The organism is Shewanella fodinae, assembly GCF_014651955.1.
GTDB lineage: Bacteria > Pseudomonadota > Gammaproteobacteria > Enterobacterales > Shewanellaceae > Shewanella > Shewanella fodinae.
In genome coordinates this window covers 1-23,175 of record NZ_BMXW01000019.1, presented here as the reverse complement: position 1 = coordinate 23,175, position 23,175 = coordinate 1, and the positions used below count along the sequence as shown (strand labels likewise).

At 46.8% G+C, this 23,175-nt stretch carries 16 protein-coding genes; 3 read left to right on the top strand and 13 right to left on the bottom strand.

Annotation, left to right across the window (positions count from 1 at the left end):
• Position 1 precedes the first annotated feature (1 nt).
• Both IE064_RS14760 and metA read right to left on the bottom strand, forming a co-directional pair.
• Positions 2 to 1,189 (bottom strand): thiolase family protein, encoded by a 1,188-nt coding sequence (locus IE064_RS14760; RefSeq protein ID WP_189618492.1) that lies wholly within the window; start codon positions 1,187 to 1,189, stop codon positions 2 to 4.
• Positions 1,190 to 1,443: 254 nt separating this feature from the next.
• Positions 1,444 to 2,391 (bottom strand): homoserine O-acetyltransferase MetA, encoded by a 948-nt coding sequence (gene metA, locus IE064_RS14755; RefSeq protein ID WP_189618549.1) that lies wholly within the window; start codon positions 2,389 to 2,391, stop codon positions 1,444 to 1,446.
• Between the two features lie 210 nt (positions 2,392 to 2,601).
• Here metA and IE064_RS14750 point away from each other — a divergent pair, with 210 nt between their 5' ends.
• A complete protein-coding gene (locus tag IE064_RS14750; protein WP_189618491.1) occupies positions 2,602 to 3,360 on the top strand; it encodes an SDR family NAD(P)-dependent oxidoreductase in 759 nt (252 codons plus the stop codon).
• Between the two features lie 61 nt (positions 3,361 to 3,421).
• Here IE064_RS14750 and ompW read toward each other — a convergent pair whose 3' ends face one another.
• The 5 genes from ompW to purL all read right to left on the bottom strand — a co-directional run bounded on the left by ompW (position 3,422) and on the right by purL (position 12,676).
• Positions 3,422 to 4,093 carry an outer membrane protein OmpW gene (gene ompW / locus IE064_RS14745; RefSeq protein ID WP_189618489.1) on the bottom strand — a complete coding sequence of 224 codons (672 nt, stop codon included), beginning with the start codon at positions 4,091 to 4,093 and terminating at the stop codon, positions 3,422 to 3,424.
• 634 nt (positions 4,094 to 4,727) lie between these two features.
• The gene (gene cydX / locus IE064_RS14740) at positions 4,728 to 4,841 is read right to left on the bottom strand and encodes a cytochrome bd-I oxidase subunit CydX (protein ID WP_189618487.1); all 114 of its coding nucleotides are present in this window, start codon (positions 4,839 to 4,841) and stop codon (positions 4,728 to 4,730) included.
• 12 nt (positions 4,842 to 4,853) lie between these two features.
• On the bottom strand, positions 4,854 to 6,014 hold the full coding sequence (gene cydB, locus IE064_RS14735) for a cytochrome d ubiquinol oxidase subunit II (RefSeq protein ID WP_189618485.1): 1,161 nt from the start codon (positions 6,012 to 6,014) through the stop codon (positions 4,854 to 4,856).
• 16 nt (positions 6,015 to 6,030) lie between these two features.
• The gene (locus IE064_RS14730; RefSeq protein WP_189618483.1) at positions 6,031 to 7,605 is read right to left on the bottom strand and encodes a cytochrome ubiquinol oxidase subunit I; all 1,575 of its coding nucleotides are present in this window, start codon (positions 7,603 to 7,605) and stop codon (positions 6,031 to 6,033) included.
• A gap of 1,189 nt (positions 7,606 to 8,794) precedes the next feature.
• Positions 8,795 to 12,676, bottom strand: a complete 3,882-nt coding sequence (purL, locus tag IE064_RS14725; protein ID WP_189618546.1) for a phosphoribosylformylglycinamidine synthase — start codon at positions 12,674 to 12,676, stop codon at positions 8,795 to 8,797.
• 293 nt (positions 12,677 to 12,969) lie between these two features.
• Here purL and mltF point away from each other — a divergent pair, with 293 nt between their 5' ends.
• A complete protein-coding gene (gene mltF, locus IE064_RS14720) occupies positions 12,970 to 14,412 on the top strand; it encodes a membrane-bound lytic murein transglycosylase MltF (RefSeq protein ID WP_189618481.1) in 1,443 nt (480 codons plus the stop codon).
• Positions 14,413 to 14,611: 199 nt separating this feature from the next.
• Here mltF and tadA read toward each other — a convergent pair whose 3' ends face one another.
• The 6 genes from tadA to guaB all read right to left on the bottom strand — a co-directional run bounded on the left by tadA (position 14,612) and on the right by guaB (position 21,546).
• Positions 14,612 to 15,115, bottom strand: coding sequence for a tRNA adenosine(34) deaminase TadA (gene tadA / locus IE064_RS14715; RefSeq protein ID WP_189618479.1), 504 nt, complete (start codon positions 15,113 to 15,115; stop codon positions 14,612 to 14,614).
• 9 nt (positions 15,116 to 15,124) lie between these two features.
• Positions 15,125 to 16,156: an RES family NAD+ phosphorylase gene (locus IE064_RS14710; RefSeq protein WP_189618477.1), complete on the bottom strand. Its 1,032-nt coding sequence runs from the start codon at positions 16,154 to 16,156 to the stop codon at positions 15,125 to 15,127.
• A gap of 7 nt (positions 16,157 to 16,163) precedes the next feature.
• Positions 16,164 to 17,099, bottom strand: coding sequence for a sce7725 family protein (locus IE064_RS14705; RefSeq protein WP_189618476.1), 936 nt, complete (start codon positions 17,097 to 17,099; stop codon positions 16,164 to 16,166).
• Positions 17,100 to 17,106: 7 nt separating this feature from the next.
• Positions 17,107 to 17,997 carry a sce7726 family protein gene (locus IE064_RS14700; protein WP_189618474.1) on the bottom strand — a complete coding sequence of 297 codons (891 nt, stop codon included), beginning with the start codon at positions 17,995 to 17,997 and terminating at the stop codon, positions 17,107 to 17,109.
• 416 nt (positions 17,998 to 18,413) lie between these two features.
• Positions 18,414 to 19,991: a glutamine-hydrolyzing GMP synthase gene (gene guaA / locus IE064_RS14695; RefSeq protein WP_189618472.1), complete on the bottom strand. Its 1,578-nt coding sequence runs from the start codon at positions 19,989 to 19,991 to the stop codon at positions 18,414 to 18,416.
• 88 nt (positions 19,992 to 20,079) lie between these two features.
• Complete coding sequence (gene guaB, locus IE064_RS14690; protein ID WP_133039912.1) at positions 20,080 to 21,546, bottom strand: IMP dehydrogenase; 1,467 nt, start codon at positions 21,544 to 21,546, stop codon at positions 20,080 to 20,082.
• 127 nt (positions 21,547 to 21,673) lie between these two features.
• Between guaB and xseA the strand changes: the two genes are divergently transcribed.
• The gene (gene xseA / locus IE064_RS14685) at positions 21,674 to 23,011 is read left to right on the top strand and encodes an exodeoxyribonuclease VII large subunit (RefSeq protein ID WP_189618470.1); all 1,338 of its coding nucleotides are present in this window, start codon (positions 21,674 to 21,676) and stop codon (positions 23,009 to 23,011) included.
• The last annotated feature ends 164 nt before the right edge of the window (positions 23,012 to 23,175 follow it).

The following is a 23,175-nucleotide window of genomic DNA, read 5'->3' as shown; positions in this document are numbered from 1 at the left end:
GTTATACCTCAACGGCAATAGCAGTCGCTTCACCGCCACCAATGCACAAAGTGGCAATACCGCGTTTGAGACCACGTTGTTTCAGCGCATGGATAAGCGTGACTAAAATGCGTGCCCCAGAGCAGCCGATAGGATGACCAAGAGCACAGGCACCACCGTTCACATTCACTTTCTCCGGGTCTAGACGCATCTCGTTGATGGCTAGCATGGTCACCATAGCAAACGCTTCATTGATTTCGAGCAGATCGACATCGGCAGTGGTCCAGTTGAGTTTTTGCAGCAGTTTTTCAACTGCACCAATAGGTGCTGTGGTAAACAGGGCTGGAGCCTGGGCATGGCTGCTGTGGCCTTTGATAGTGGCCAATACCGGTAAATCCAGTGATTGTGCCAAGGAACGACGCATCAGCATCAAAGCGGCTGCGCCATCTGAAATGGAACTGGAATTAGCTGCAGTGATAGTGCCATCTTGCGCAAATGCAGGTTTTAATGTCGGAATTTTTTCTGGTTTCGCGTTGCCCGGCTGTTCATCAGTATCTATCTGATAATCTCCGCGCCGATCATTGACCGTTACTGCTACGATTTCAGCGGCAAAAGCGCCTTCGGCAATCGCGGCCTTTGCCCGCGTTAGCGATGTCAGCGCCCACGCATCCATATCAGCGCGACACAGCCCAAATTCGTCTGCTGTTTTTTGCGCAAAACTGCCCATGGATGCACCGGTATAGGCATCTTCCAGGCCATCAATAAACATATGATCCACCAGCCGACCATGCCCCATGCGCTGTCCGGTACGTGCTTTATCCAGCATATAAGGCGCTCGGCTCATGCTTTCCATACCGCCAGCAATAACGACCTCAGCCGTTTCAGCGCGAAGCATATCGTGCGCTAGCATTACCGACTTCATCCCAGAACCACAGACTTTATTCAGTGTGGTAGCCCCCACCGACAGTGGTAGACCAGCCCCCAAGGCCGCCTGACGCGCAGGAGCCTGCCCGACCCCCGCTGGCAGCACACACCCCAGTAACACTTCACTAACGCGCTCTGCTGGCAACTGTGTACTGTGCAACAGTTCTCTAATCACAGTCGCGGCTAACTGTGGGGCGGGCACCGATGCCAAACTCCCCAAAAATCCGCCCATCGGTGTCCGCCGTGCGGCGACGATCACTACATCATCAGTGATTGTTACGCCCATCTTCGCCCCCTTGATAGTGATGGCCTTCTCCCCAAAAGAAGCCTTTATAGTTAAGCGACGATTGCAAGGATTACGTTTACGCGAACGTAAAGCAACTAGCCGTTGGTCTAATATTAGGTCATGCTGAAAAATTTGCGTGTCGAGAATAAAGGATTGGAAGGGATTAAAACTGGCGAGAGAACTAAAAGGTGCCTAGGAGATTTGATTCACAAACCTTGCGCAAAAAAGCCACCTAGGCGGTGGCTTGTATAGGTTTATGCGTTACGTTGTTCCCAAGGCGTTTTCGCGCTGAGATCGCTCAGATCATATGGTGTTAACTGATATACGTAGTAGTTAAGCCAATTACTGATAAGCAGATTCCCATGACCAAACCAACGGGCTATCGGCTCAGCATTGGGATCGTCATTACGAAAGTAATTCTTCGGGATCTGCGGTGCAATACCCGCAGCAAGATCCCTAAAATACTCATCCCGTAAGGTACCTTTGCGGTATTCCGGGTGACCGATGACAAACAGATTGCGGTGATCCTTACTTATGACCAGATAAGCGCCAGCCTCTGCAGATTCCGCCAAGACTGACAACTGTGGATGTGCTTTCAGTTCTGTAATATTCATTTGCGCATAACGGGAATGAGGCGCATAAAATACATCGTCAAATCCGCGCAGCAAAGGGATATGGGCCTTCACACGGGTATGCTCGAACACACCGGAGCATTTGATATTAAGGATCTCCCGCTTTAACCCGTACAGATGAAACAGGCCAGCATGGGCCGCCCAACACAAAAACAGCACTGAGGTAACATGGGTTTGCGACCAATCAATAACTTCTTTGATGTGATCCCAATAGGTGACCTCTTCAAAATCCAGCTTACCCAGTGGCGCTCCGGTGATGATCAAGCCATCAAAGTTACGCTCTTTAATCTCTTCAAAATCCCGGTAGAAAGTATTGAGATGATCCATAGGAGTATGCTTGGATTCTTTGTCGTGAATCCGCAGTAAGTCAATATCCACCTGTAATGGTGTATTACTTAAAAGCCGCAATAACTGCGTTTCGGTTTCAATCTTATTGGGCATCAGATTGAGGATCAGCACTTTCATCGGCCGAATGTCCTGCATTGCGGCCCGGCTCTCAGACATCACAAAGATATTCTCAGATTCAAGCACATCGGCTGCAGGCAAATTATCAGGAATTCTTACGGGCATCATCCGCCTCTTGGTGTTTATTGGAGATTACATGACTCTCCGGTTATTGCAGGCCTGTGGTCAGCCATCAGTCGAAGGGCTTATTAACACGGAGAGATCATCACAATCATACATAAAGACTTCTAGATGTCTATACTTCCACTGTTAATTCTTGAGAAGGCGCGACTATCTCCCTATTATAAGACCCATCTTCCGCAGTAGAGTGCCATTATGTCTAAAACCTCCGCCATTATTGTCGGTGCCAGTTCAATGTTGAGTAAGGAGATTGCAAGGCAATTATCCGCCCAAGGCATTGAGTTGGCATTGCTGGCGCACGACGCTGATACCATCCGCGAATTTGCCACTGAATTACCGTCTGCGGCTAACGTTTACCAACTATCAATTGAAGATCCGCAGCAACTCATTCCGCAACTGGAGCAAGTCTGGCAAGAAATGGATGGGGTACGATTAGTATTGGTTAATACTGGACTTAACTCTTATCACCCTGATTTGCCTTGGACGCTGGAACAGGAAATTATAGAAGTCGATGTGCGTGGCTTTGCCGCCATTTGCAATACTGCCTTTCGCTTATTTCGCGAGCAAGGGGTCGGCCAAATAGCCGCAATTAACTCTATTGCGGGTTTGCGCGGTGGACCCAGTGTGGCATTTCACGCCGCCAAGGCCTTTGCGCAAAATTACCTAGAAGGGCTGTCTATGCATGCGCAACGGCTGAAGTTACCCATCACTATTACCGATATCCAACTGGGACTGCTGGATAAGGCGGCACTACAGCACAGTCGTATTTGGTTATCGCCTGTAGATGAGGTGGCACGCCAGGTCGTTGATGCTTTGTTGAAAGGGAAACGCCGAGTGTACGTCACCAAGCGTTGGCGTCTGGTTGCTTGGCTGACCCTGTTACTGCCTGAATATATTTACAACACTCGTCACTGGAAAAAGAAAAAAGCGAAAGAACCCACTGCCATTGAATAACAACTTATAAGACATAAAAAAGGCGCTAAATGCGCCTTTTTTATTCGCCCCCAACAGGCTATTAGAATACGTAACCAACACTGACCATATAAACCCATGGGTCGATGTCAGTATCAATAGTCACTGGGGCAACACTGCTATTGCCAACACCATAATGGTAATTGAAGCTCACATCAGTATTGATTTTGGCATACCATACAGAAGCGTTAACGAGGAAATTTTTGTTGATTTGATAGTCAATCCCTACCTGAGCGGCCAATCCCCAAGAATTTTCCAAGCTCAGATCTGACAATTTACCACCCAGATCATTAGTAAATTTACTATCAAAAAAGTTGGTATAGTTAACACCTACACCAACATATGGACGCAACTGAGATTCGGCAGTCCCAAAATAGTACTGTGCAACCAAGGTTGGCGGCAGGTGTTTGGTTTCCGCAATTTTAGTGCCGGCCAATTTCACATCATGTGAAAACGGGGTTGCCGCCAACAGTTCGATCCCGAAGTTGTCGGTCAACATATATCCGAAATTTAACCCCAACTGAGTGTTGTTGTTAATGTCAAACTCTCCAAGATTTCCCAAATCTGGAGTTACCACATTATCACTTGATTCGTTTGGAGCTACCACCACGGCACCAGCTCGAACAATAATGTCCCCAGCTTGATGAGCCATTGCCGGTGCAGCAGCAGAAAACAGTGCAGCAACTATCAATCCTGACAGGATATTCTTTTTCATTTACTCACTCCATAGCGACTTGATACCGCATCAATTTTCGTGATTTTTATAACAACCGCACCTACCCTGCCACCACTCTAATCATCAAACATTGACTTAAATCAACTTTTTAATCACGTTGATACATCTAGCGACATGATTGAATAATTGATCACATAATCAATAAGATACATATTTTTTGCAGGTTTAAAAATGTGCGGTAGTTAACTTTTAGACAGCGAAAACGGCGACATTTTAAACTGCATAAAATGACGCTAAATAATCGAAATCTGATGATTTCAATTTTTGAAGAAAAGTAGTTTTTTAGATAATTATTCTAATAAAAACCTATTTTTCGAAATAATATAAAATCATGGCCATAATTAGAAAATGCAGTATTTATCCACAAAAAGTCGATAAATCACGCCAAAATTTATCTCAGAAAACCGAGTAGCAAAAGACCGTCACTAACCTTATAGGAAACGTTCGCGACGCACCTAAAAATGCCGGTTAACTTGCGGCATATACTCCTATGGGGCAATCAGATAGCGCATTATCCAATCACGTATCCACAACACTTCGCACTTTTCCCTCCCCACAAAAAAGCCCCTGATCAACATAGCATCAGGGGCTTTTTTTCCGAGGTCAGCAGTGCTTACTTATCCGCGTCTTCTCTATCCATGTTCTCTGTATTTTCCAACCAGAGCGCATTGATGATACCGAAGGAACAAGCCAGCAGCAGACCTAATACCCAAGTGAAATACCACATACCTGCTGCTCCTTAGTAAAGTGAAGTACTGTTGGATTCAATATGCTGGCGACCGATACGTCCATACATCTTGTAATAGGTATACAGTGTGTATGCCAGTACAATAGGTACAAAGATGATGGCAACCCAGGTCATGACGGTAAGTGTCAGATGGCTAGCGGTGGCATCCCACATGGTCAGACTGACGTTTGGATCCAGTGAAGAAGGCATCACAAACGGGAACATAGAGACACCACAAGTCATAATGACGCCCGCGATAGTCAGTGAACTAAACAGGAAAGCCCATCCTGAACGCCCCATCCGACTGGTAACAATGACCAGCAGCGGTGATACCAGACCTAGCACAGGGAAGATAACGGTCAACGGATACTTGCTGTAATTTACCAGCCAAGCACCAGCCTCAATAGCCACCTGTTTATTGGTAGGATCTGAGGCCGCATGAGCATCCAGGGCAGACTTAATCACATAACCATCAATACCATAAGCCAACCAGACACCGGCCACAGCAAACAGCACCACAACAGCTAATGACAGGATCTGAGCAGCACCAGCCACACGGTTACGCAATTCACCTTCCGTCTTCATCTGTAACCAACAAGCGCCTTGGTTCATGAACATGGCAGCACTGATCAAACCAGCCAGTAATCCATACGGATTTAACAGGTACAGCAGGTTGAGGATCCAGTTGCTATCACTTGTTCCGTAATAGGGGCGCAGATATTCGTCGAAGTGGAACGGCACGCCTTGCAGTAAATTACCAAAGGCCACACCAATGACCAGGGGCGGAACAAAACCACCGATAAACAAGCACCAATCCCAGGTCTTACGCCACTTTGGATTCTCAATCTTAGAACGATAGTCAAACCCTACCGGACGCAGCCACAATGCCGCTAACACCAAGATCATTGCGACATAGAACCCGGAGAAAGAAACTGCGTATACAGTTGGCCAAGAGGCAAACAATGCACCACCGGCAGTGATAAGCCATACCTGGTTACCATCCCAGTGCGGTGCTACGGAGTTAATCATCACGCGGCGCTCGGTGTCATCCTTACCAATAAAGGGCAATAACGCACCAACACCCATGTCAAAACCGTCTGTTACCGCGAAACCAATCAGCAGTACACCAACCAGTGCCCACCAGATAAATCTCAATATTTCGTAATCAAACATGGTCTAATCCCTCTGCTCAGGCTTCCAATTTTTCAAAGTGATAACGGCCTGTCTTCAGACTGCTGGGGCCACGACGTGCAAATTTGATCATCAGATACAGCTCGATAACCAGCAACACGGTGTAGATCAAGGTTGCAGTAATGATACTGAACCAAAGATCACCAACACTCAGGGTTGATGCAGACATATAAGTTGGCAGTACTTCAGAGATAGTCCAAGGTTGACGACCATATTCAGCCACAAACCAACCACACTCAATAGCAATCCACGGCAGTGGTAAGCTGTATAAGGCAGCTTTGAGTACCCAGGGCTTTTCTTCAATCTGATGACGAGTGCTCTGCCAGAAGGCGGCGGCAAATACCAGCAACATCAAGAAGCCGAGTGCGACCATGACACGGAAGCTGTAGAACAGCGGTGCCACATTAGGAATAGAATCCTTAGCCGCTTGTTTCACCATCTCATCAGTAGCGTCGACAATCTTCTCAGTATAAGGTTTCAACAACAGCCCATATCCCAGATCCACTTTCTTCTCTTCAAATGCAGCCTTGTCAGCAGCATCAACGACAATACTCGGATCTTTCTTAGCTGTGCGCAGTTTTTCCAGCAATGCATAAGCTTGCATACCATTACGGATGCGCGCTTCATGCTCTTTTACCAGATCGTGGATACCGGTCACTTGTTCATCGATAGAACGGGTGGCAATGATACCCATAGCGTAAGGAATTTTGATAGCGAAGTCGGTTTCCATCTCATTCTGGTTCGGGTAACCGAATACGGTGAATGATGCTGGCGCCGGTTCAGTATGCCATTCAGCTTCTACTGCAGCCAACTTAACACGCTGTACTTCACCCATGCGGTAACCGGATTCATCACCCAGCACAATTACCGACAGAATGGATGCCATGCCAAAGCTGGCAGCAACCGCGAATGAACGACGGGCAAATGGCAGATCACGTTTTCTCAGAATGTAATAGGCACTGATAGCCAATACAAACATGGAACCAGCCACATAGCCAGAAGCCACAGTGTGAACAAATTTCACCTGAGCTACTGGGTTAAATAGCACCTCAGCGAAACTGGTCATCTCCATACGCATGGTTTCGTAGTTGAATACTGACCCAACTGGGTTCTGCATCCAGCCATTCGCTACCAGGATCCACAAAGCGGACAGGTTCGTTCCCAACGCAGTCAGCCACGTTGCGGTGAGATGTTGACGCTTAGACATGCGGTCCCAGCCAAAAAAGAACATCCCCACAAAAGTGGATTCAAGGAAGAATGCCATCAACCCTTCAATGGCAAGTGGTGCACCGAAAATATCCCCAACATAATGAGAATAATATGACCAGTTAGTCCCAAACTGGAACTCCATAGTCAAACCGGTAGCCACCCCAAGCGCGAAGTTGATACCGAACAACTTACCCCAAAACTTGGTCATGTCCTTATAAACCTGCTTATTAGTCATCACATACAGTGATTCCATAATAGCCAGTAGGAAGGTCATACCCAGAGTGAGGGGGACAAACAAGAAGTGATACATGGCTGTCAGCGCAAACTGGAAGCGCGATAGCTCAACAACCTCTCCAACTATCATTTGTGACTCCTTACATGGTGTTCCATCTGTCCATTTCAATCCCCATTAAAATGACCGGATGGTGAGTAGGATAGCGTTAGTAAATTTGTAAATTTCTATCCGATGCTGTTCCATCAGATAAACCATCCAAATGATTCTAGAACTGCACTTCAGCAACCCTAACCTCAAAAATAAGGTTTTTGCCGCCTCATCGTGACACGAATCACATTTCATCAGAATTTTGTGTTTTACTTCAAAACCCACTCTCTCCGAGATACTTATAAAATATTAAATATCAGTGAGTTGGTTAAATGCATTTGCCAAAATTCGCCATCATTTTATACCACTCGGTTTTGACTCAAATCAATCAAACCCTTAGCTTTAAGCGGGTTTTGAGGCAGACAACACACTCAGCATAACGCATTATTGACAAAGCTACAATTCAGTGCTAGGCACACGTACAATTATGTCATTATCACTACTTTTCAGACGTTTCAAAGAAATAACAACAAAAACCACAATAAATAAAATTTTAATATTTTTAATATAGTATTTTTCTTAGTTTAAAAATCACTCAATTAGTATAAATTATTAATAACTAATTGATAAATAGTGATATTTTTATTATTTTCATATTTTAATTAGATTTTTTAAATACATATTGATTAAAATATCTAATGCCAAAAAACAATAATTATTAGAATTTTACACGGAAAGCCATTTTTAGTAGAAAGAATGGATTGCTAGGCTGTTATACGTACAAATAGTCGTCATTCTTTGTTGATTGTCGTAGGAAGAGTAAGCGACATGCCGATCCATTAGTAAATTAATTATGATTTCTCGAGGACTTACCATCTATATCTATTTGTTTTATATAATTAAAATATTTAATAGCAGCCAGAACAGTAATGACTAGTACTATCAATAAAATTATCGTCAGGATCTTATCTATTGAAAGAAAAGATGAAAAACGGCGGGGAGCAACACACCTATTCAATTGGCGTTTGCCATAAAAAATGAACATTGAGGTGAAGTCGCCTTTCACTTGGTCTTAAGACTCAATTTTCCTCACTTCAGCGGCTTATAAAGTAATCCACTTTACATAACAATATGAATTTAATGAATTTTAACTCTTACACAAAACACACAAAAAGGGCGGGTATTAAATTTACCCGCCCTTATCCATCAGAAAAAAATTATATAATGGATACTAGCCAACATTGACTCTGGCATTACGGAACATTCGCATCCAGGGGCTATCTTCTCCCCAATCGTCTGGGTGCCAGGAGTTCGCCACAGTACGAAAAACCCGTTCAGGGTGCGGCATCATAATAGTGACCCGGCCATCTTGAGAAGAAATGCCAGCCAATCCTGCTGGAGAACCATTGGGGTTTTGTGGGTAACGTGTGGCTATCTCGCCGGCACCGGTTACATAACGCAATGCCACCGTACCACTTTGCTCAGCCAGTTGCTGAGCACCGCTAGAGACAAATTCAGCGCGGCCTTCGCCGTGAGAAACAGCAATCGGCATCCTAGAGCCACTCATGCCGCTAAAAAACAATGAAGGACTGTGTTGTATTTCCACCAAGCTGAAACGCGCCTCAAAGCGCTCTGAACGGTTACGGACGAAACGTGGCCATAGCTCAGCCCCAGGAATGATTTCTCTGAGATTAGACAGCATCTGACAACCGTTACAAACGCCGAGCGTAAAACTATCTTCACGAGCAAAGAACTGACTGAATTCATCTCTGGCGCGGGCGTTGAACAGAATTGACTTAGCCCAGCCCTCACCGGCTCCCAACACGTCACCATAAGAGAAGCCACCGCAGGCCACCAGTCCTTGGAACTGTTGCAGTTTGGTGCGACCCGAAAGCACATCCGACATATGCACATCAACACTTTCAAAACCAGCCCGATCAAAAGCCGCCGCCATTTCAGTCTGGGAGTTGACTCCCTGTTCACGCAGGATGGCCATTTTAGGCGCAATGCCTTTGAGAATGTAAGGCGCAGCGACATCTTCCTGTGGATCGAATCCCAGCTTAACGGTAAGGCCAAGATCTGCCGCATCTTGTTTCAGTGCAAACTCTTCGCTGGCGCATTCCGGGTTATCGCGTAGCGCTTGCATACGATAAGTGGTTTCAGACCACAACGTACGTAATTCGGTACGCGTGGCACTGAAGACTTCGCGGGAACCGTCAGAAAAACGCAGCACATCCTCTTGATTTATTACCGCGATTGGCAGGCAATTTACGCCTGCCGACTGATAAGCCTGCACAATCTCTGCAACATCTGCAACGTCGACTTGTACCACAGCACCAAGTTCTTCATTAAACAAGCGAGCAATATCACTGCCAGGCAAAGCACTCAGATCTACATCCAAGCCAGTGTGACCAGCAAAAGCCATCTCAGCCAATGTCACAAACAAACCGCCATCACTACGATCGTGATAGGCAATCAACTTGCGGTCAGCAACCAGTGCTTGCGTCACATTGAAGAAACCTTTAAGGACGGCAGCACTGTCGACATCAGGCGCCTTGTCTCCCAACTCGCCAAACACTTGCGCTAAACAGGAACCACCCAAACGTTGCTGACCATTAGCGGCATCCAACAGCAGCAATGTGGTTTCACCTTTGTCATTGCGCAGCTGCGGTGTCACAGTATTACGAATATCACGCACGGCTGCGAACGCAGAAATAATCAGCGATAACGGTGCAGTAACCGCTTTCTTACCTTCACCATCCTCCCAAGCCGTTTTCATCGACATGGAGTCTTTACCAACGGGAATGGTTAATTCCAATTCTGGGCACAGCTCTTCACCTACGGCTTTGACTGCCGCATAAAGACCCGCATCTTCCCCCGGATGACCCGCTGCGGCCATCCAGTTAGCAGAAAGCTTAATGCGGCGCAAATCACCAATATCCGCCCCAGCAATATTGAGCAGTGATTCTGCCACCGCCATCCGTGCTGATGCAGCATAATCCAGCAATGCCAACGGTGTGCGTTCACCAATTGACATGGCTTCGCCAGCATAAGTATCAAAAGTTGCCGCAGTCACTGCGCAATCAGCAACCGGCACCTGCCAGGGGCCGACCATCTGATCGCGATTGACCAAACCGGTTACCGTGCGATCACCAATAGTAATGAGAAAAGTTTTGTCCGCGACAGTGGGTAAACTCAGCACCCGTTTAACTGCTTCCGTGACTTGGATTTGGCTCTTATCTAATGGTTTGCCATGCGCCTGCATGCTACTAACATCGCGGCTCATCTTAGGAGCTTTACCTAAGAGAACTTCCAGTGGCAAATCAATCGGTTTGTTGCCGAAATGGGTGTCATTTAAGCTCAGATGTTGTTCGGCAATAGCTTCACCTACCACCGCAAACGGCGCGCGTTCACGCTCACAAATAGCCGCGAATACCGCCAGTTTTTCTGCGGCGACAGATAATACATAACGTTCCTGAGATTCGTTACACCAGATCTCCAACGGACTCATACCGGGTTCGTCTGATGGCACATTACGCAGCTCAAACTTGCCGCCACGCCCGGCATCACTGACCAGTTCAGGGAACGCGTTGGATAATCCCCCCGCCCCCACATCATGGATAAATTGGATGGGATTGTCGTCACCCAATTGCCAGCAGCGATCAATCACTTCCTGACAACGGCGCTCCATTTCTGGGTTATCACGCTGTACCGAAGCAAAATCCAAGTCTGCGCTGGATTGTCCAGAAGCCATGGATGATGCCGCACCGCCGCCAAGGCCAATATTCATTGCCGGCCCACCCAGAACGATTAGCTTGGCACCGAGCGAAATCTCGCCTTTTTGTACGTGTTCTTCACGGATATTACCCAAACCACCAGCCAGCATGATTGGCTTATGATAACCACGGACTTCCACGCCATTGTGGCTGTTCACCTGTTGCTCATACGTGCGGAAATAGCCCAATAACGCCGGACGTCCAAATTCGTTGTTAAATGCCGCGCCGCCCAACGGGCCATCAATCATAATGTCAAAAGCACTGACAATACGTTCAGGCTTGCCATAGTTGCCTTCCCATGGCTGCACAAATCCTGGGATCCTCAGGTTAGAAACACTGAAACCAGTCAAACCCGCTTTCGGCTTTGAGCCACGGCCGGTGGCCCCCTCATCACGGATTTCGCCGCCAGATCCAGTTGCCGCACCAGGGAAGGGACTGATCGCCGTTGGATGGTTATGGGTTTCCACCTTCATCAGAATGTGCACTGGCTCGGTGTGATAGCGGTAAACCCCATCGGCATCAGGGAAAAAACGCCCGGCCTCACAGCCAGTCATGACTGCCGCATTGTCTTTGTAGGCCGATAACACGTGTTCCGGGGTTTTCTCAAAAGTATTTTTGATCATCTTAAACAGCGACTTGGGCTGAACTTCGTTATCAATTGTCCAGTCAGCGTTAAAGATTTTATGGCGGCAATGCTCGGAGTTTGCCTGCGCAAACATCATCAATTCAATATCGTTAGGATTACGCCCCAGTTTGACAAAATTCTTCACCAGATAATCGATTTCATCATCGGCCAGCGCCAACCCCAGTTGCCGGTTAGCAATCTCTAAAGCACGTCGACCTTCGGCAAGAATATTGACGCTAACTACCGGCTTAGGCGCCGCTTTCTGAAACAGGCAGGATGCAGCCGTAAAACTGTCCAACACTACTTCCGTCATGCGATCATGTAACAATGCCGTCAGTTGTTGCTGTTGCTCGGCATTTAATTCTTGAGATTGCACATAGTACGCCACACCCCGTTCAAGACGTTTTATCTGCTTCAGACCGCAGTTATGGGCAATATCAGTCGCTTTAGAAGACCAAGGAGAAATGGTGCCAGGACGCGGCGTCACAAACAGCAACTGGCCCTGAGGTTCATGGGACTCGATCGCCGGCCCATATGTGAGGAGCTGTTCCAACTGTGTTCTAGCGTCGTCAGTCAATGATTCTGGCACATCGACCAAATGAATATATTCTGCGTAAATATCCTTGACTGGCAGCCCTGAGGCACTGCAGGCTTGCAACAATTTTCGCACTCTGAAAGCAGAGAGTGCCGGGGCTCCGCGGATGATTTCCATCACGTCTTATCACCTTATTAGATAGGATTACAGGGTCAGAAGTGGCGCTATTATAGGGAAATATCGGGGGTAAATCACCTCGCAGTTTGCGCAATTAACCGCCATATATGGTATAAACTTATTCAATAAGAGGAACATAGCGTTCAGCTCACCAAACAACGCTCAAGATTGTTTGAAATGCAAACGCCATCGTTGAGGCAACAGGCTGAAATGTAGGAGTAAATTGTCCGGCAGCTGGATGTACTGCCTAAGTTGATGACAACTACAGCCAAGAGCTCAATTAGCCACTACTAATGAAAAAACTGACTGCTGTTTTCACCGCGATTCTGTTACTGGCAGGTTGCCAGAAATTGCCTATGGCAGAAACACCACCACAGACGCCTCCTGGTCAGTTTGAGACGCTGCGGGTGGGTACGCTTTATGGCCCACAGATTTATGTTGCTTCCCCCCGAGGTGACAGCGGTTTCGATTATGAACTGGCGTCACGCTTTGCTGATTTTATCAATAAACCTTTGGAAATGGTGCCTTATGGCAGTATCCATGAACTCTATCAAGCATTAGATGAAGGGCAGATAGATCTGATTGCCGCCGGTCTGGGAGATACCGAAACGCGTCGCAGCCAATTCCGCTTGAGCCCCCCGCTGTATCATGTGAACCAATTGCTGGTGTATCGTGAAGGTAGTCAGATCCCGGCAGATTTAAACAATCTCGCAGAACCACTGCAAGTGGTTGCAGACTCATCCTTTGTTGAAACGCTGGAAGACCTCAAACCTGAATATCCGTCGCTACAGTGGCAGGAAGTCAATGACAAAGATAATGAGGAACTGCTGTCGATGATTGCCAGTGGCGAGTTGCAATATACTATTGCGGACTCCACCAGTCTGGAAATTAATCGCCGCTTTTTACCGGAACTACGTGCCAGCTTGGTGCTCAAGGAACAACAACCGGTAGTATGGCTTCTGCCCACCAGCAACAGCGATTCGCTGATGAGCGAACTATTGCGCTTCTGGCATCAAGAAAAACGCGACGGCACCCTCGACCATCTGGTGGAAAAGTACTTCGGTCACGTCAAACGTTTTGACTATGTTGATACCCGCGCGTTTATCCGTGCAGTGAAATTTCGTTTACCGCAGTTTGAGCAATGGTTCAAAAGCTACGCGGGTGAACTAGACTGGCGTAAATTGGCGGCCACCAGTTACCAGGAATCACACTGGAATCCGCGAGCTCGCTCACCCACAGGTGTCCGAGGCATGATGATGCTAACCATACCAACAGCGCAACAACTCGGAGTCGATGATCGACTTGATCCTCAACAAAGTATTCGTGGCGGCGCGGAATATTTGGCAACTATTCTGGAGACATTGCCGGCATCAATTCCAGATGAAGAGCGGATGTGGTTCGCCTTGGCCTCCTACAATGTTGGCTTCGGGCATGTAGAAGACGCCCGTATACTGGCTGAAAAACTCGGGAAAAACCCTAGTGCCTGGAAGGATGTCAAACAGGTACTGCCGCTCTTGCAAAAACGTAAGTATTATCAACAAACCAAGTACGGTTACGCCCGCGGCAGTGAAGCGGTGCAGTATGTGGATAACATCCGCCGTTATTACGACACCTTGGTATGGTTGGACAATCAACAGAGTCAGCAGGCTTTAGCGGATAATAACAGTGGTGAGTTGAACGATAATGAAATCCCTGCCGCTGTTACCGAGCCGGACGCGGCAGTACAACCGCGTTAATGACTTGTGATATCAGTTCACTGAAGTCACTAGCGATAGCAGCAATAACCTGCTAAGTTGGATGCGAATTTATTATCAGGAACGCCAATGAAAGCAGGTTCAATCAACCGCAACGCCGCGCACAGAAGACGTCTTATCAAGAAAGTCCACCGTAAACGTATTTTTGCCCGCGAGCGGCTATTCTCTGGTTTCTACTATATTAATCAGCATCATCATAGTTGCCCGATTTCAGCAATTTCTTTTCCTGGCGACGACGCCGAAAAAAACTGCTGAGCAGCTCACCGCATTCCGTTGCCATTACACCTCCCGTTACCAGCACTTGATGGTTGAACAGTGGCTGCTGCAACAGATCCAACACTGAGCCAGCTGCGCCAGTTTTGGGATCGGCTGCACCGTAAACCAAACGCCCTACCCGGCTATGCACCATGGCACCGGCGCACATGGCACAAGGTTCCAACGTCACATATAAGGTGGTATTCAGTAAACGATAGTTCTGCAATATTTGACCGGCCTGCCGCAAGCAGAGAATTTCTGCATGACCGCAAGGATCGTGACTACCAATAGGCTGGTTACGACCACTGGCAATCAACTGATTATCTCTGACCAATACCGCCCCCACCGGTACTTCTCCGGCAACTTCAGCTTCCTTGGCCAGCATCAGCGCTTGCTGCATCCAATAGTTGTCATCCAATTGCTCTGTCATAGCGACTCATTAGGACCCATTAGCTTGAGCAACCTGAACTGAAACCCGATCTACGTTATATATGGTAACTTCACCGCCTACGGCCTTATCAGGATTGAACAAGGCAAGATTAATCCCCTCACTAACAGAACTGCGATAAACAACTCCATCAAAGCCTTTCTTCTTGATAAACTCGCACAAATATTGACTAGGTATGTAGTCTATAGCTGCACCTGAAGGTTGAACGGGTCTAGTTAACTCTTCCCCTAGACGCTCTAGGAATGGTAAATCAGCCCTCAGCTGTGCTATTTGTCTTGCATCCTCCAGAATGAAGGGAGATACCAGTTTACGAGGGGTTCGCAAATCTACAGCCTTAATATCTGGAATATCAAAAATAGCAACACAGGCGGACTCCCCTGTATGTGGTCTAATTTCCGCGACAGCTGTATCAGGTCGTGATCCTAAGTACAGGTAAGGAATACCAGCAGGGTTTGCACGTCCATTTGAAGAACGTCTTTTAGGTGGAGCTCCCATCTTATCTATTTGAAAAGCCTCATCTTCAGTCTTGATTCGAGCACGATACCACCGATGGGGAAGTTCCTTAGCAATTAGCATCTCGAGTAACTCCTTGAGACGTTCCTCATCTATTGTTACATCAAGAAACCAACGATTCGAATACATCATTTCATCTCGCAATCTATCCCACAGCGCCAGGCCATCACTACTATAACTGCTAGATGGCTTAAACGTTTGGCGTACAACTTCACCGTCATTGAGAATGTCACTAAGCAGGTCTTTTGCGTGAGCGTTGTCCATATTAACATGACTAAATATCAGCCAATCTTCCTTCATCCACTCAACTAATGTTTTGCCATCAGCACAAGGCTCGTATACATTGACTAGAAGCTCGAAATAATCAGCTAAGTTGGCAGGATCAACTAATAATGTATCCTCCGTTTCGCAAAAGTCACATTTACCGTTTTTGGGCCCCAGAATTGGAAATATCTCATCTCGAAGCACTCGATCGCCAAAACATTCAGGGCAGCAGTAACGCTTAACCATAGCGACCTCAATTCAAATAGTCGACAAGCGTTTCGATATGATGTTTCATGGAAAGTTTTTTCACATACCCTAAACCTGGGAAATACCCTTTATCATGAAGTGCTTTAAACTCTTTGATAGCACTAGTCTCGAGAAGCCCAGAGTGTCCACTTTCAAGCTTCCTGATTAGTTTTCCTAATGCTTGACCAAATTTCCCTGCCGGATCTGTTGGGGTATCCTTCGAATCTGATACAAAATGATAAATGTACATCACATCATCATTGTCATGATCTATGAAAGTCAGGTGGATAGCGACTGCATAGGCGGGACCGCCACCTTCGGAGTAAGCATCACCAACCATCAAGAAGTCTCCAAATCCATCCATTCCTAGCTCAGGGAAAGTAGCATGGAGTTCAGAAAACATCTCAACTTCGGGATAATCGGCATTGCGCTGTCTATTGAATCCATCACGAATCAAAATACGCTTATTTGAACTAAAATGTTTTCGGTATAATAATTTCGAGTGGTCATCTATAAAAATATTTGTTAGCTCAGGCATGTAATCTTCAAGTTTAGCAGCCAAGGCCTTTGGTTCTGTAAAGCCTGCATGAACTAATACTCGATTGTGTGTTTTATGCTGTTCAAAGCAAGACACAGCCTCATCTACCGACATATCACTACGCAGAAGAATCCCAGCGGATATGTCTTTCGAATCAGAAAATTCTTCATCAAGAAAATTAGTTATATTACAGCCATCATCATGATGATCCCCATAGTAGGGATTAACTATAACTACAGCTTTACCACCTACATCTTCAATCGCTTTTAATGCTTTTTTGAGGCCATTCAATGACTCCCGAACAGGCTCAATAACGGGTATAAAGTCATTGTCAGCCATAAGTTGAGCCATTTCACGAATTGTTATTAACTCAAATTGCTTTCCACGAAAATATGGGTAGTACATCCGTCTATTAACTCCATGTCATTGCCGCATGTAGCGGAGTTTCCGTAGCATCGATCAATCTAGCTTGATCAGAACGGCGCACAGCTACTGATAACGCAGCTGTTTGTAGCGATTTTGGTAAACGTTCAACAAAATCTTTAAGGGGAGCAAGATTCCTTGTCCGTTTTAAAGTTTTAACCATTTCAAAGTGCAAAGTAGCTGGATCAATATCAGCAAATAACTCGCGTAATACTGTATATCTCTGAATATTTGGCACATTAGGAACTAATATTCCTAAGTTCTCAAGTATTTCTACACTTTCTGAGATACGCAAAGAGTCAAATACAGTACTAGGGCAGATTCTTTCAGGGCAATTTTGTGCCTCGCGTATAGTTTTAATCTGATAACGCTTCGTCAGGCACATAACTCCAACATCTTCCGATACTGTTTTAAGGATTCCATCGATATGATCTTCACTAGATATTACATTAACTTTGGCAAAAACACGTTTGTAGTTCGTTACTTGATTTTCAAGCCGGACAAGAGAGTCTCTTTCTGACTTTATTTCATAGACAGTTGAAGTACCGTTTAAGATCACTAGATCTGCTTTGCACTGACCAGCGCGAAACTCATTAAGCATTGAGGCTGTACGAAGTGAATGGGTTCCCAGAAGCACTTTGTGACTAACAGCCGCTCGATATATGTATTCATCACGATAACCAGCGACTTTGAGTATATTAAATGCAAAATCGAACGCTTCGCCCACTGTTGCACTAGTACCCACTTGGTCAACGATATCTGTATCTTTGAGCAACCTAGTGAACAAAGCTGACTGCCCCTTCTTTGCCATCTCTCTAAAGACAGTAGCTGAGAAGATTCTGTTTAAGGCAGAGTCATAACTTAACTTGTTGATTTTCATTTAAACACCACCAAAATCCTACATTTTGGTAACAAAATTAGAAAGACAATTTTTCTTATATAGATCCTGATTGAAGGTATCCTTCAACCTTTTAAATTATGTAAAACTGACTGGCATACTAGCATTTACATATAATTTTGGCGATCATGCAGGTTCGCTCTTCCTTCCAACCAACTAATTGTCAGACATTAGAAATAACGCAAAAAGGGAAGTGCTGCCAACTAAATTTAGGTGTGAATCAGCACTACGCTCATTGATTTACATTATCAATGAATCATATCCATCAAAATACCACAGTCAAACCGTGTTTGACATTGGCGGTCATTGTCCAAAATAACTAAGCGAAAAAGTCCGTAATTACACGGACTTAAGTATGATTTAGTGCCTATTAATGCCAGACTTTTCTTAAAGGGGCATTATTCCCACTCGATAGTAGCCGGTGGTTTGCCGGAGATATCGTAAACCACGCGGGAGATACCGTCGATTTCATTGATGATACGATTAGACACCCGCCCCAGAAAATCGTATGGCAGATGTGCCCAGTGTGCAGTCATAAAATCGATGGTTTCCACTGCGCGCAGTGATACCACCCAATCATATTTACGGCCATCGCCCATCACACCAACAGAACGTACTGGCAGGAACACGGTGAATGCCTGGCTGACTTTCTGATATAACTCAGCTTTGTGCAGCTCTTCAATGAAGATAGCATCGGCGCGGCGCAGCAAGTCGCAGTATTCTTTTTTCACTTCACCCAGTACCCTAACCCCTAAACCAGGCCCTGGGAATGGATGGCGGAACAGCATATCGTATGGCAGTCCTAGTTCAAGACCAATACGGCGCACTTCATCTTTAAACAGTTCACGCAACGGCTCAACCAGACCCAGTTCCATATCTTCCGGCAAACCGCCTACATTATGGTGAGACTTGATCACATGCGCCTTACCGGTTGCACTGCCAGCAGATTCAATCACATCTGGATAGATGGTGCCTTGGGCCAACCATTTAGCATTAACGCGTTTCGAGGCTTCTTCGTCGAAGATCTCCACGAATACTCGGCCAATAATCTTGCGCTTAGCTTCAGGATCGCTCACCCCTTTTAACGCATCTAGGAAACGGGTTTCGCCCGCAACGTGGACAATGTTCAGGCCAAAATGGTCACCAAACATTTCCAGCACCTGCTCAGCTTCATTGAGGCGCAGTAAACCGTTGTCCACAAATACGCAAGTCAACTTGTCGCCAATGGCACGATGCAGCAGCATAGCAGTGACAGAGGAATCGACCCCACCGGACAGTCCGAGGATCACTTCGTCATTCCCCACCTGGGCTTTGATACGAGCCACAGCGTCTTCAATAATGGAAGCGGGTTGCCACTTATTTTCGCAGCCACAGATCCCTAACACAAAGTGCTCAAGAATGCGTTGTCCCTGTCGGGTGTGGGTCACTTCCGGATGAAACTGTACGCCATAAAAACGTTTGGCTTCGTTGGCCATGGCCGCAAACGGGCAGGTGTCAGTGCTGGCAACAGCTTCAAACCCAACGGGGATTGCCGACACTTTATCACCGTGACTCATCCATACATCCAGTAGCGGTTTGCCGTTGCTATTTACCGCATCCTGAATATCACGGAACAAGGCTGATGGCTGCAGCATTTCCACTTGGGCATAGCCAAATTCACCTTCACCGACCCCTTTGATCACTTTACCGCCAAGCTGTTCACTCATGGTCTGCATGCCATAGCAGATACCCAGCACTGGTACGCCTGCGTTGAACACATATTCGGGGGCGCGGGGTGAATTAACCTCGGTAACACTCTCAGGGCCACCGGACAAAATAATACCATTAGGGGCAAAATCACGGATCTGCTGTTCAGTGACGTCCCAGGCCCACAGTTCACAATACACGCCGATTTCACGAATTCGACGGGCAATCAACTGGGTGTACTGAGAGCCAAAATCCAGGATCAGTATTTTGTGCTCATGAATATTGCTCATTGAAAACCTTTATTTCTAAGTGCAACTGCCGCCATTACTGGCGACATAAACTAACAACAAGGGCGACTATCGCCGCCCCGTATGATTATCAGCCTCGAACGTTATAGTTCGGCGCTTCTTTAGTAATGGTCACATCATGTACGTGAGATTCGCCCATCCCGGCTGAGGTTACTTTCACAAACTGCGCTTTTTCGTTCAGCTCTTTGATGGTGGCACACCCCGTCAGCCCCATGCAGGAACGCAAGCCGCCCATATACTGATGGATCAGCTCTTTGATTTTGCCTTTATAGGGTACGCGGCCTTCAATGCCCTCTGGCACTAGCTTATCGGCGGCGTTGTCACTCTGGAAGTAACGATCAGAAGAGCCTTTTGACATCGCCCCTAACGACCCCATGCCGCGATAGGACTTGTAAGCACGGCCCTGATACAGTTCTACTTCGCCAGGGGCTTCATCGGTACCCGCAAACATCGATCCCGCCATAATACAGGAAGCTCCAGCAGCCAACGCTTTTGCCAGATCACCAGAATAACGGATACCGCCATCGGCAATCACCGGAATGTCTAAATGTTTAACCGCTTCTACAGCGTCGGAAACTGCGGTGATCTGTGGCACGCCCACACCGGTCACAATACGAGTGGTGCAGATAGAACCGGGGCCAATCCCCACTTTCACCGCATTAACACCGGCTTCCACCAGTGCTAAGGCACCTTCGGCGGTGGCAACGTTACCCCCAACAATTTGGAGATCGGGATATTTGGCACGAGCATCGCGAATACGTTGTAATACGCCCTCTGAGTGCCCATGTGATGAGTCAATCAACAGGACATCGATGCCAGCTTTCACCAGTGCATCGATACGATCTTCGTTACCAGCGCCAGCACCAACAGCACCGCCTACTCGCAAACGACCAAATTCGTCTTTACAAGCATTCGGTTTACGCTCTGCCTTTTTGAAGTCTTTAACCGTGATCAGTCCTTTCAGTTTAAAGTCGTCATCCACAACCAGCACTTTTTCAATTCGGCTGGAATGCATTAACTTTTGTACCTGATCGTGTTTGGTGCCTTCTTTTACTGTCACCAGCCGTTCTTTGGGAGTCATAACTTCTTGTACGGTTTTGCTCTGATCGGTCACAAAGCGCACATCTCGACCGGTAATAATACCTACCAGCTCGTTTGCTTCGGTCACTACCGGATAACCTGCGAAACCATTACGCTCAGTCATCACTCGCAATTCTTCAATAGTAGTTGACGGTGTCACGGTCACAGGTTGAGCAACCACGCCAGCTTCGTAACTCTTAACTTTACGAACCTCTTCGGCCTGCGCTTCAATACTCATGTTTTTGTGGATAAAGCCTATGCCGCCTTCCTGAGCAATAGCGATGGCCAGACGGGCTTCAGTCACAGTGTCCATAGCAGCAGACAGCAACGGAATATTGAGCTCAATCTTTTGGGTCAACCGGGTTTTCAGGCTTGCGGTATTAGGGAGGACGGTGGAGTGCGCTGGCACCAATAACACATCGTCAAAGGTAAGCGCTTCTTTTATTAAACGTAACATTGCAACATCTCCCCTTGCGGTAGGATACAAATCAAAATAGAGGTGAAATATTGCGGCGGCATTATACCTTGCAACCGTTAATGGGTAAATGGGAAAATAACTAAAAATTCTGTCATGGAAAGGTTTAATGTCGATAGCGACAGATCAGGTGTATACAGTCTCTCGTCTGAATGGTGAAGTCAGACAACTACTGGAAGGTCAGCTTGGTCGTATCTGGCTCAGCGGTGAAATCTCCAATTTTTCTTGTCCGTCATCGGGGCACTGGTACTTGACCCTCAAAGACAGTCGTTCACAAATCCGCTGTGCCATGTTTCGCGGTCGCAATCAGAATGTCACCTTCAAGCCAATAAACGGTCAGCAGGTATTAGTGCGCGCCAGCATTAGTGTTTATGAACCTCGAGGTGATTATCAACTGATTATTGAAAGCATGTTGCCCGCTGGCGATGGGTTACTGGCACAGCAGTATGAAGCACTTAAAATGAAACTGGCGGCAGCAGGGCTATTCGCCGCAGACAGTAAACGACCACTGCCGAAAAATATTCAACGCATTGGGGTCATTACCTCCCCCACTGGCGCGGCTATTCGCGATGTACTGCAGGTGTTGTCACGCCGGGATCCCGCCATCGAAGTGATTGTGTATCCGGCTGCCGTGCAAGGTGAGCAGGCACCGCTGCAACTCATGCGGGCCTTAGAACTGGCCAACTTACGCCAGGAAGTTGATGTACTGCTGCTTACCCGAGGCGGCGGTAGTCTAGAAGATCTCTGGGGCTTCAATAACGAAGCCTTGGCATACGCCATTTATAATAGTGAACTGCCAGTGGTATCAGCAGTAGGCCATGAAGTAGATATGACCATCAGTGACTTTGTCGCCGATGTCAGAGCACCTACCCCCTCTGCTGCTGCCGAGATACTGTCGCAAGCGGCCAGCGAAAAGCAGCAGCAACTCAGTAGTGCCAGAGCGCGATTAATGCAGGGCTGGCAACATTGGCAATTATTGAAACGCCAACGTTTACAGGTATTAGATCATCGCTTGCAACGTCAAGAGCCGCTGCGGCATTTACAACAATTAGTGCAACGCTTTGATGAACAGCAACTGCGCCTTGTCAATTCACTCACCAGTTTCTTGCAACGTAAGCGCCAGCGGCTGTTGAGTCTTGAAGGCCGTTTCAATGCTCAACACCCGCGGCATCAACTGGCGTTAGAGGGTAAGCGGCTGGAATACCTGACTCAACAGTTGCAGAAATTAACGCAGTTGAGACTGCAGCAAGCGCAGCAACGTTTGCGTAACAGCAGCCATGCACTCGAAAGCGTCAGTCCGCTGGCAACGCTCAGCCGCGGTTACAGTATTACCCGCGATGTTAACGGTCAGATTGTGCAAAGCACGGCACAACTGCAACCTGGGCAACAGTTATACACCTTACTCAAGCAAGGCAAGGTGATTTCCAAAATCGATAAATTGGAGTAACCCTTAGTACGGACATCTAAAACAAAAAAGCCGGGCTTAATTCCTAATGCCGATCGCTTTAAGTAATTGAACGATCCTGAGCAGACTTCATAATCGGTCTCAACATTGTTGAGGCCGATTTTTTATGTCCGAATTTTCTAAAGAATTACAGGTTACCGCCGAGT

Coding starts and splice junctions, on each gene's coding strand:
- IE064_RS14700 (WP_189618474.1), bottom strand. CDS start 17,997: ATGAAAATCAACAAGTTAAGTTATGACTCTGCCTTAAACAGAATCTTC.
- metA (WP_189618549.1), bottom strand. CDS start 2,391: ATGCCCGTAAGAATTCCTGATAATTTGCCTGCAGCCGATGTGCTTGAA.
- IE064_RS14750 (WP_189618491.1), top strand. CDS start 2,602: ATGTCTAAAACCTCCGCCATTATTGTCGGTGCCAGTTCAATGTTGAGT.
- purL (WP_189618546.1), bottom strand. CDS start 12,676: ATGGAAATCATCCGCGGAGCCCCGGCACTCTCTGCTTTCAGAGTGCGA.
- tadA (WP_189618479.1), bottom strand. CDS start 15,115: ATGACAGAGCAATTGGATGACAACTATTGGATGCAGCAAGCGCTGATG.
- mltF (WP_189618481.1), top strand. CDS start 12,970: ATGAAAAAACTGACTGCTGTTTTCACCGCGATTCTGTTACTGGCAGGT.
- guaA (WP_189618472.1), bottom strand. CDS start 19,991: ATGAGCAATATTCATGAGCACAAAATACTGATCCTGGATTTTGGCTCT.
- cydB (WP_189618485.1), bottom strand. CDS start 6,014: ATGTTTGATTACGAAATATTGAGATTTATCTGGTGGGCACTGGTTGGT.
- IE064_RS14710 (WP_189618477.1), bottom strand. CDS start 16,156: ATGGTTAAGCGTTACTGCTGCCCTGAATGTTTTGGCGATCGAGTGCTT.
- IE064_RS14760 (WP_189618492.1), bottom strand. CDS start 1,189: ATGGGCGTAACAATCACTGATGATGTAGTGATCGTCGCCGCACGGCGG.
- guaB (WP_133039912.1), bottom strand. CDS start 21,546: ATGTTACGTTTAATAAAAGAAGCGCTTACCTTTGACGATGTGTTATTG.
- IE064_RS14730 (WP_189618483.1), bottom strand. CDS start 7,605: ATGATAGTTGGAGAGGTTGTTGAGCTATCGCGCTTCCAGTTTGCGCTG.
- ompW (WP_189618489.1), bottom strand. CDS start 4,093: ATGAAAAAGAATATCCTGTCAGGATTGATAGTTGCTGCACTGTTTTCT.
- xseA (WP_189618470.1), top strand. CDS start 21,674: ATGTCGATAGCGACAGATCAGGTGTATACAGTCTCTCGTCTGAATGGT.
- cydX (WP_189618487.1), bottom strand. CDS start 4,841: ATGTGGTATTTCACTTGGGTATTAGGTCTGCTGCTGGCTTGTTCCTTC.
- IE064_RS14705 (WP_189618476.1), bottom strand. CDS start 17,099: ATGTACTACCCATATTTTCGTGGAAAGCAATTTGAGTTAATAACAATT.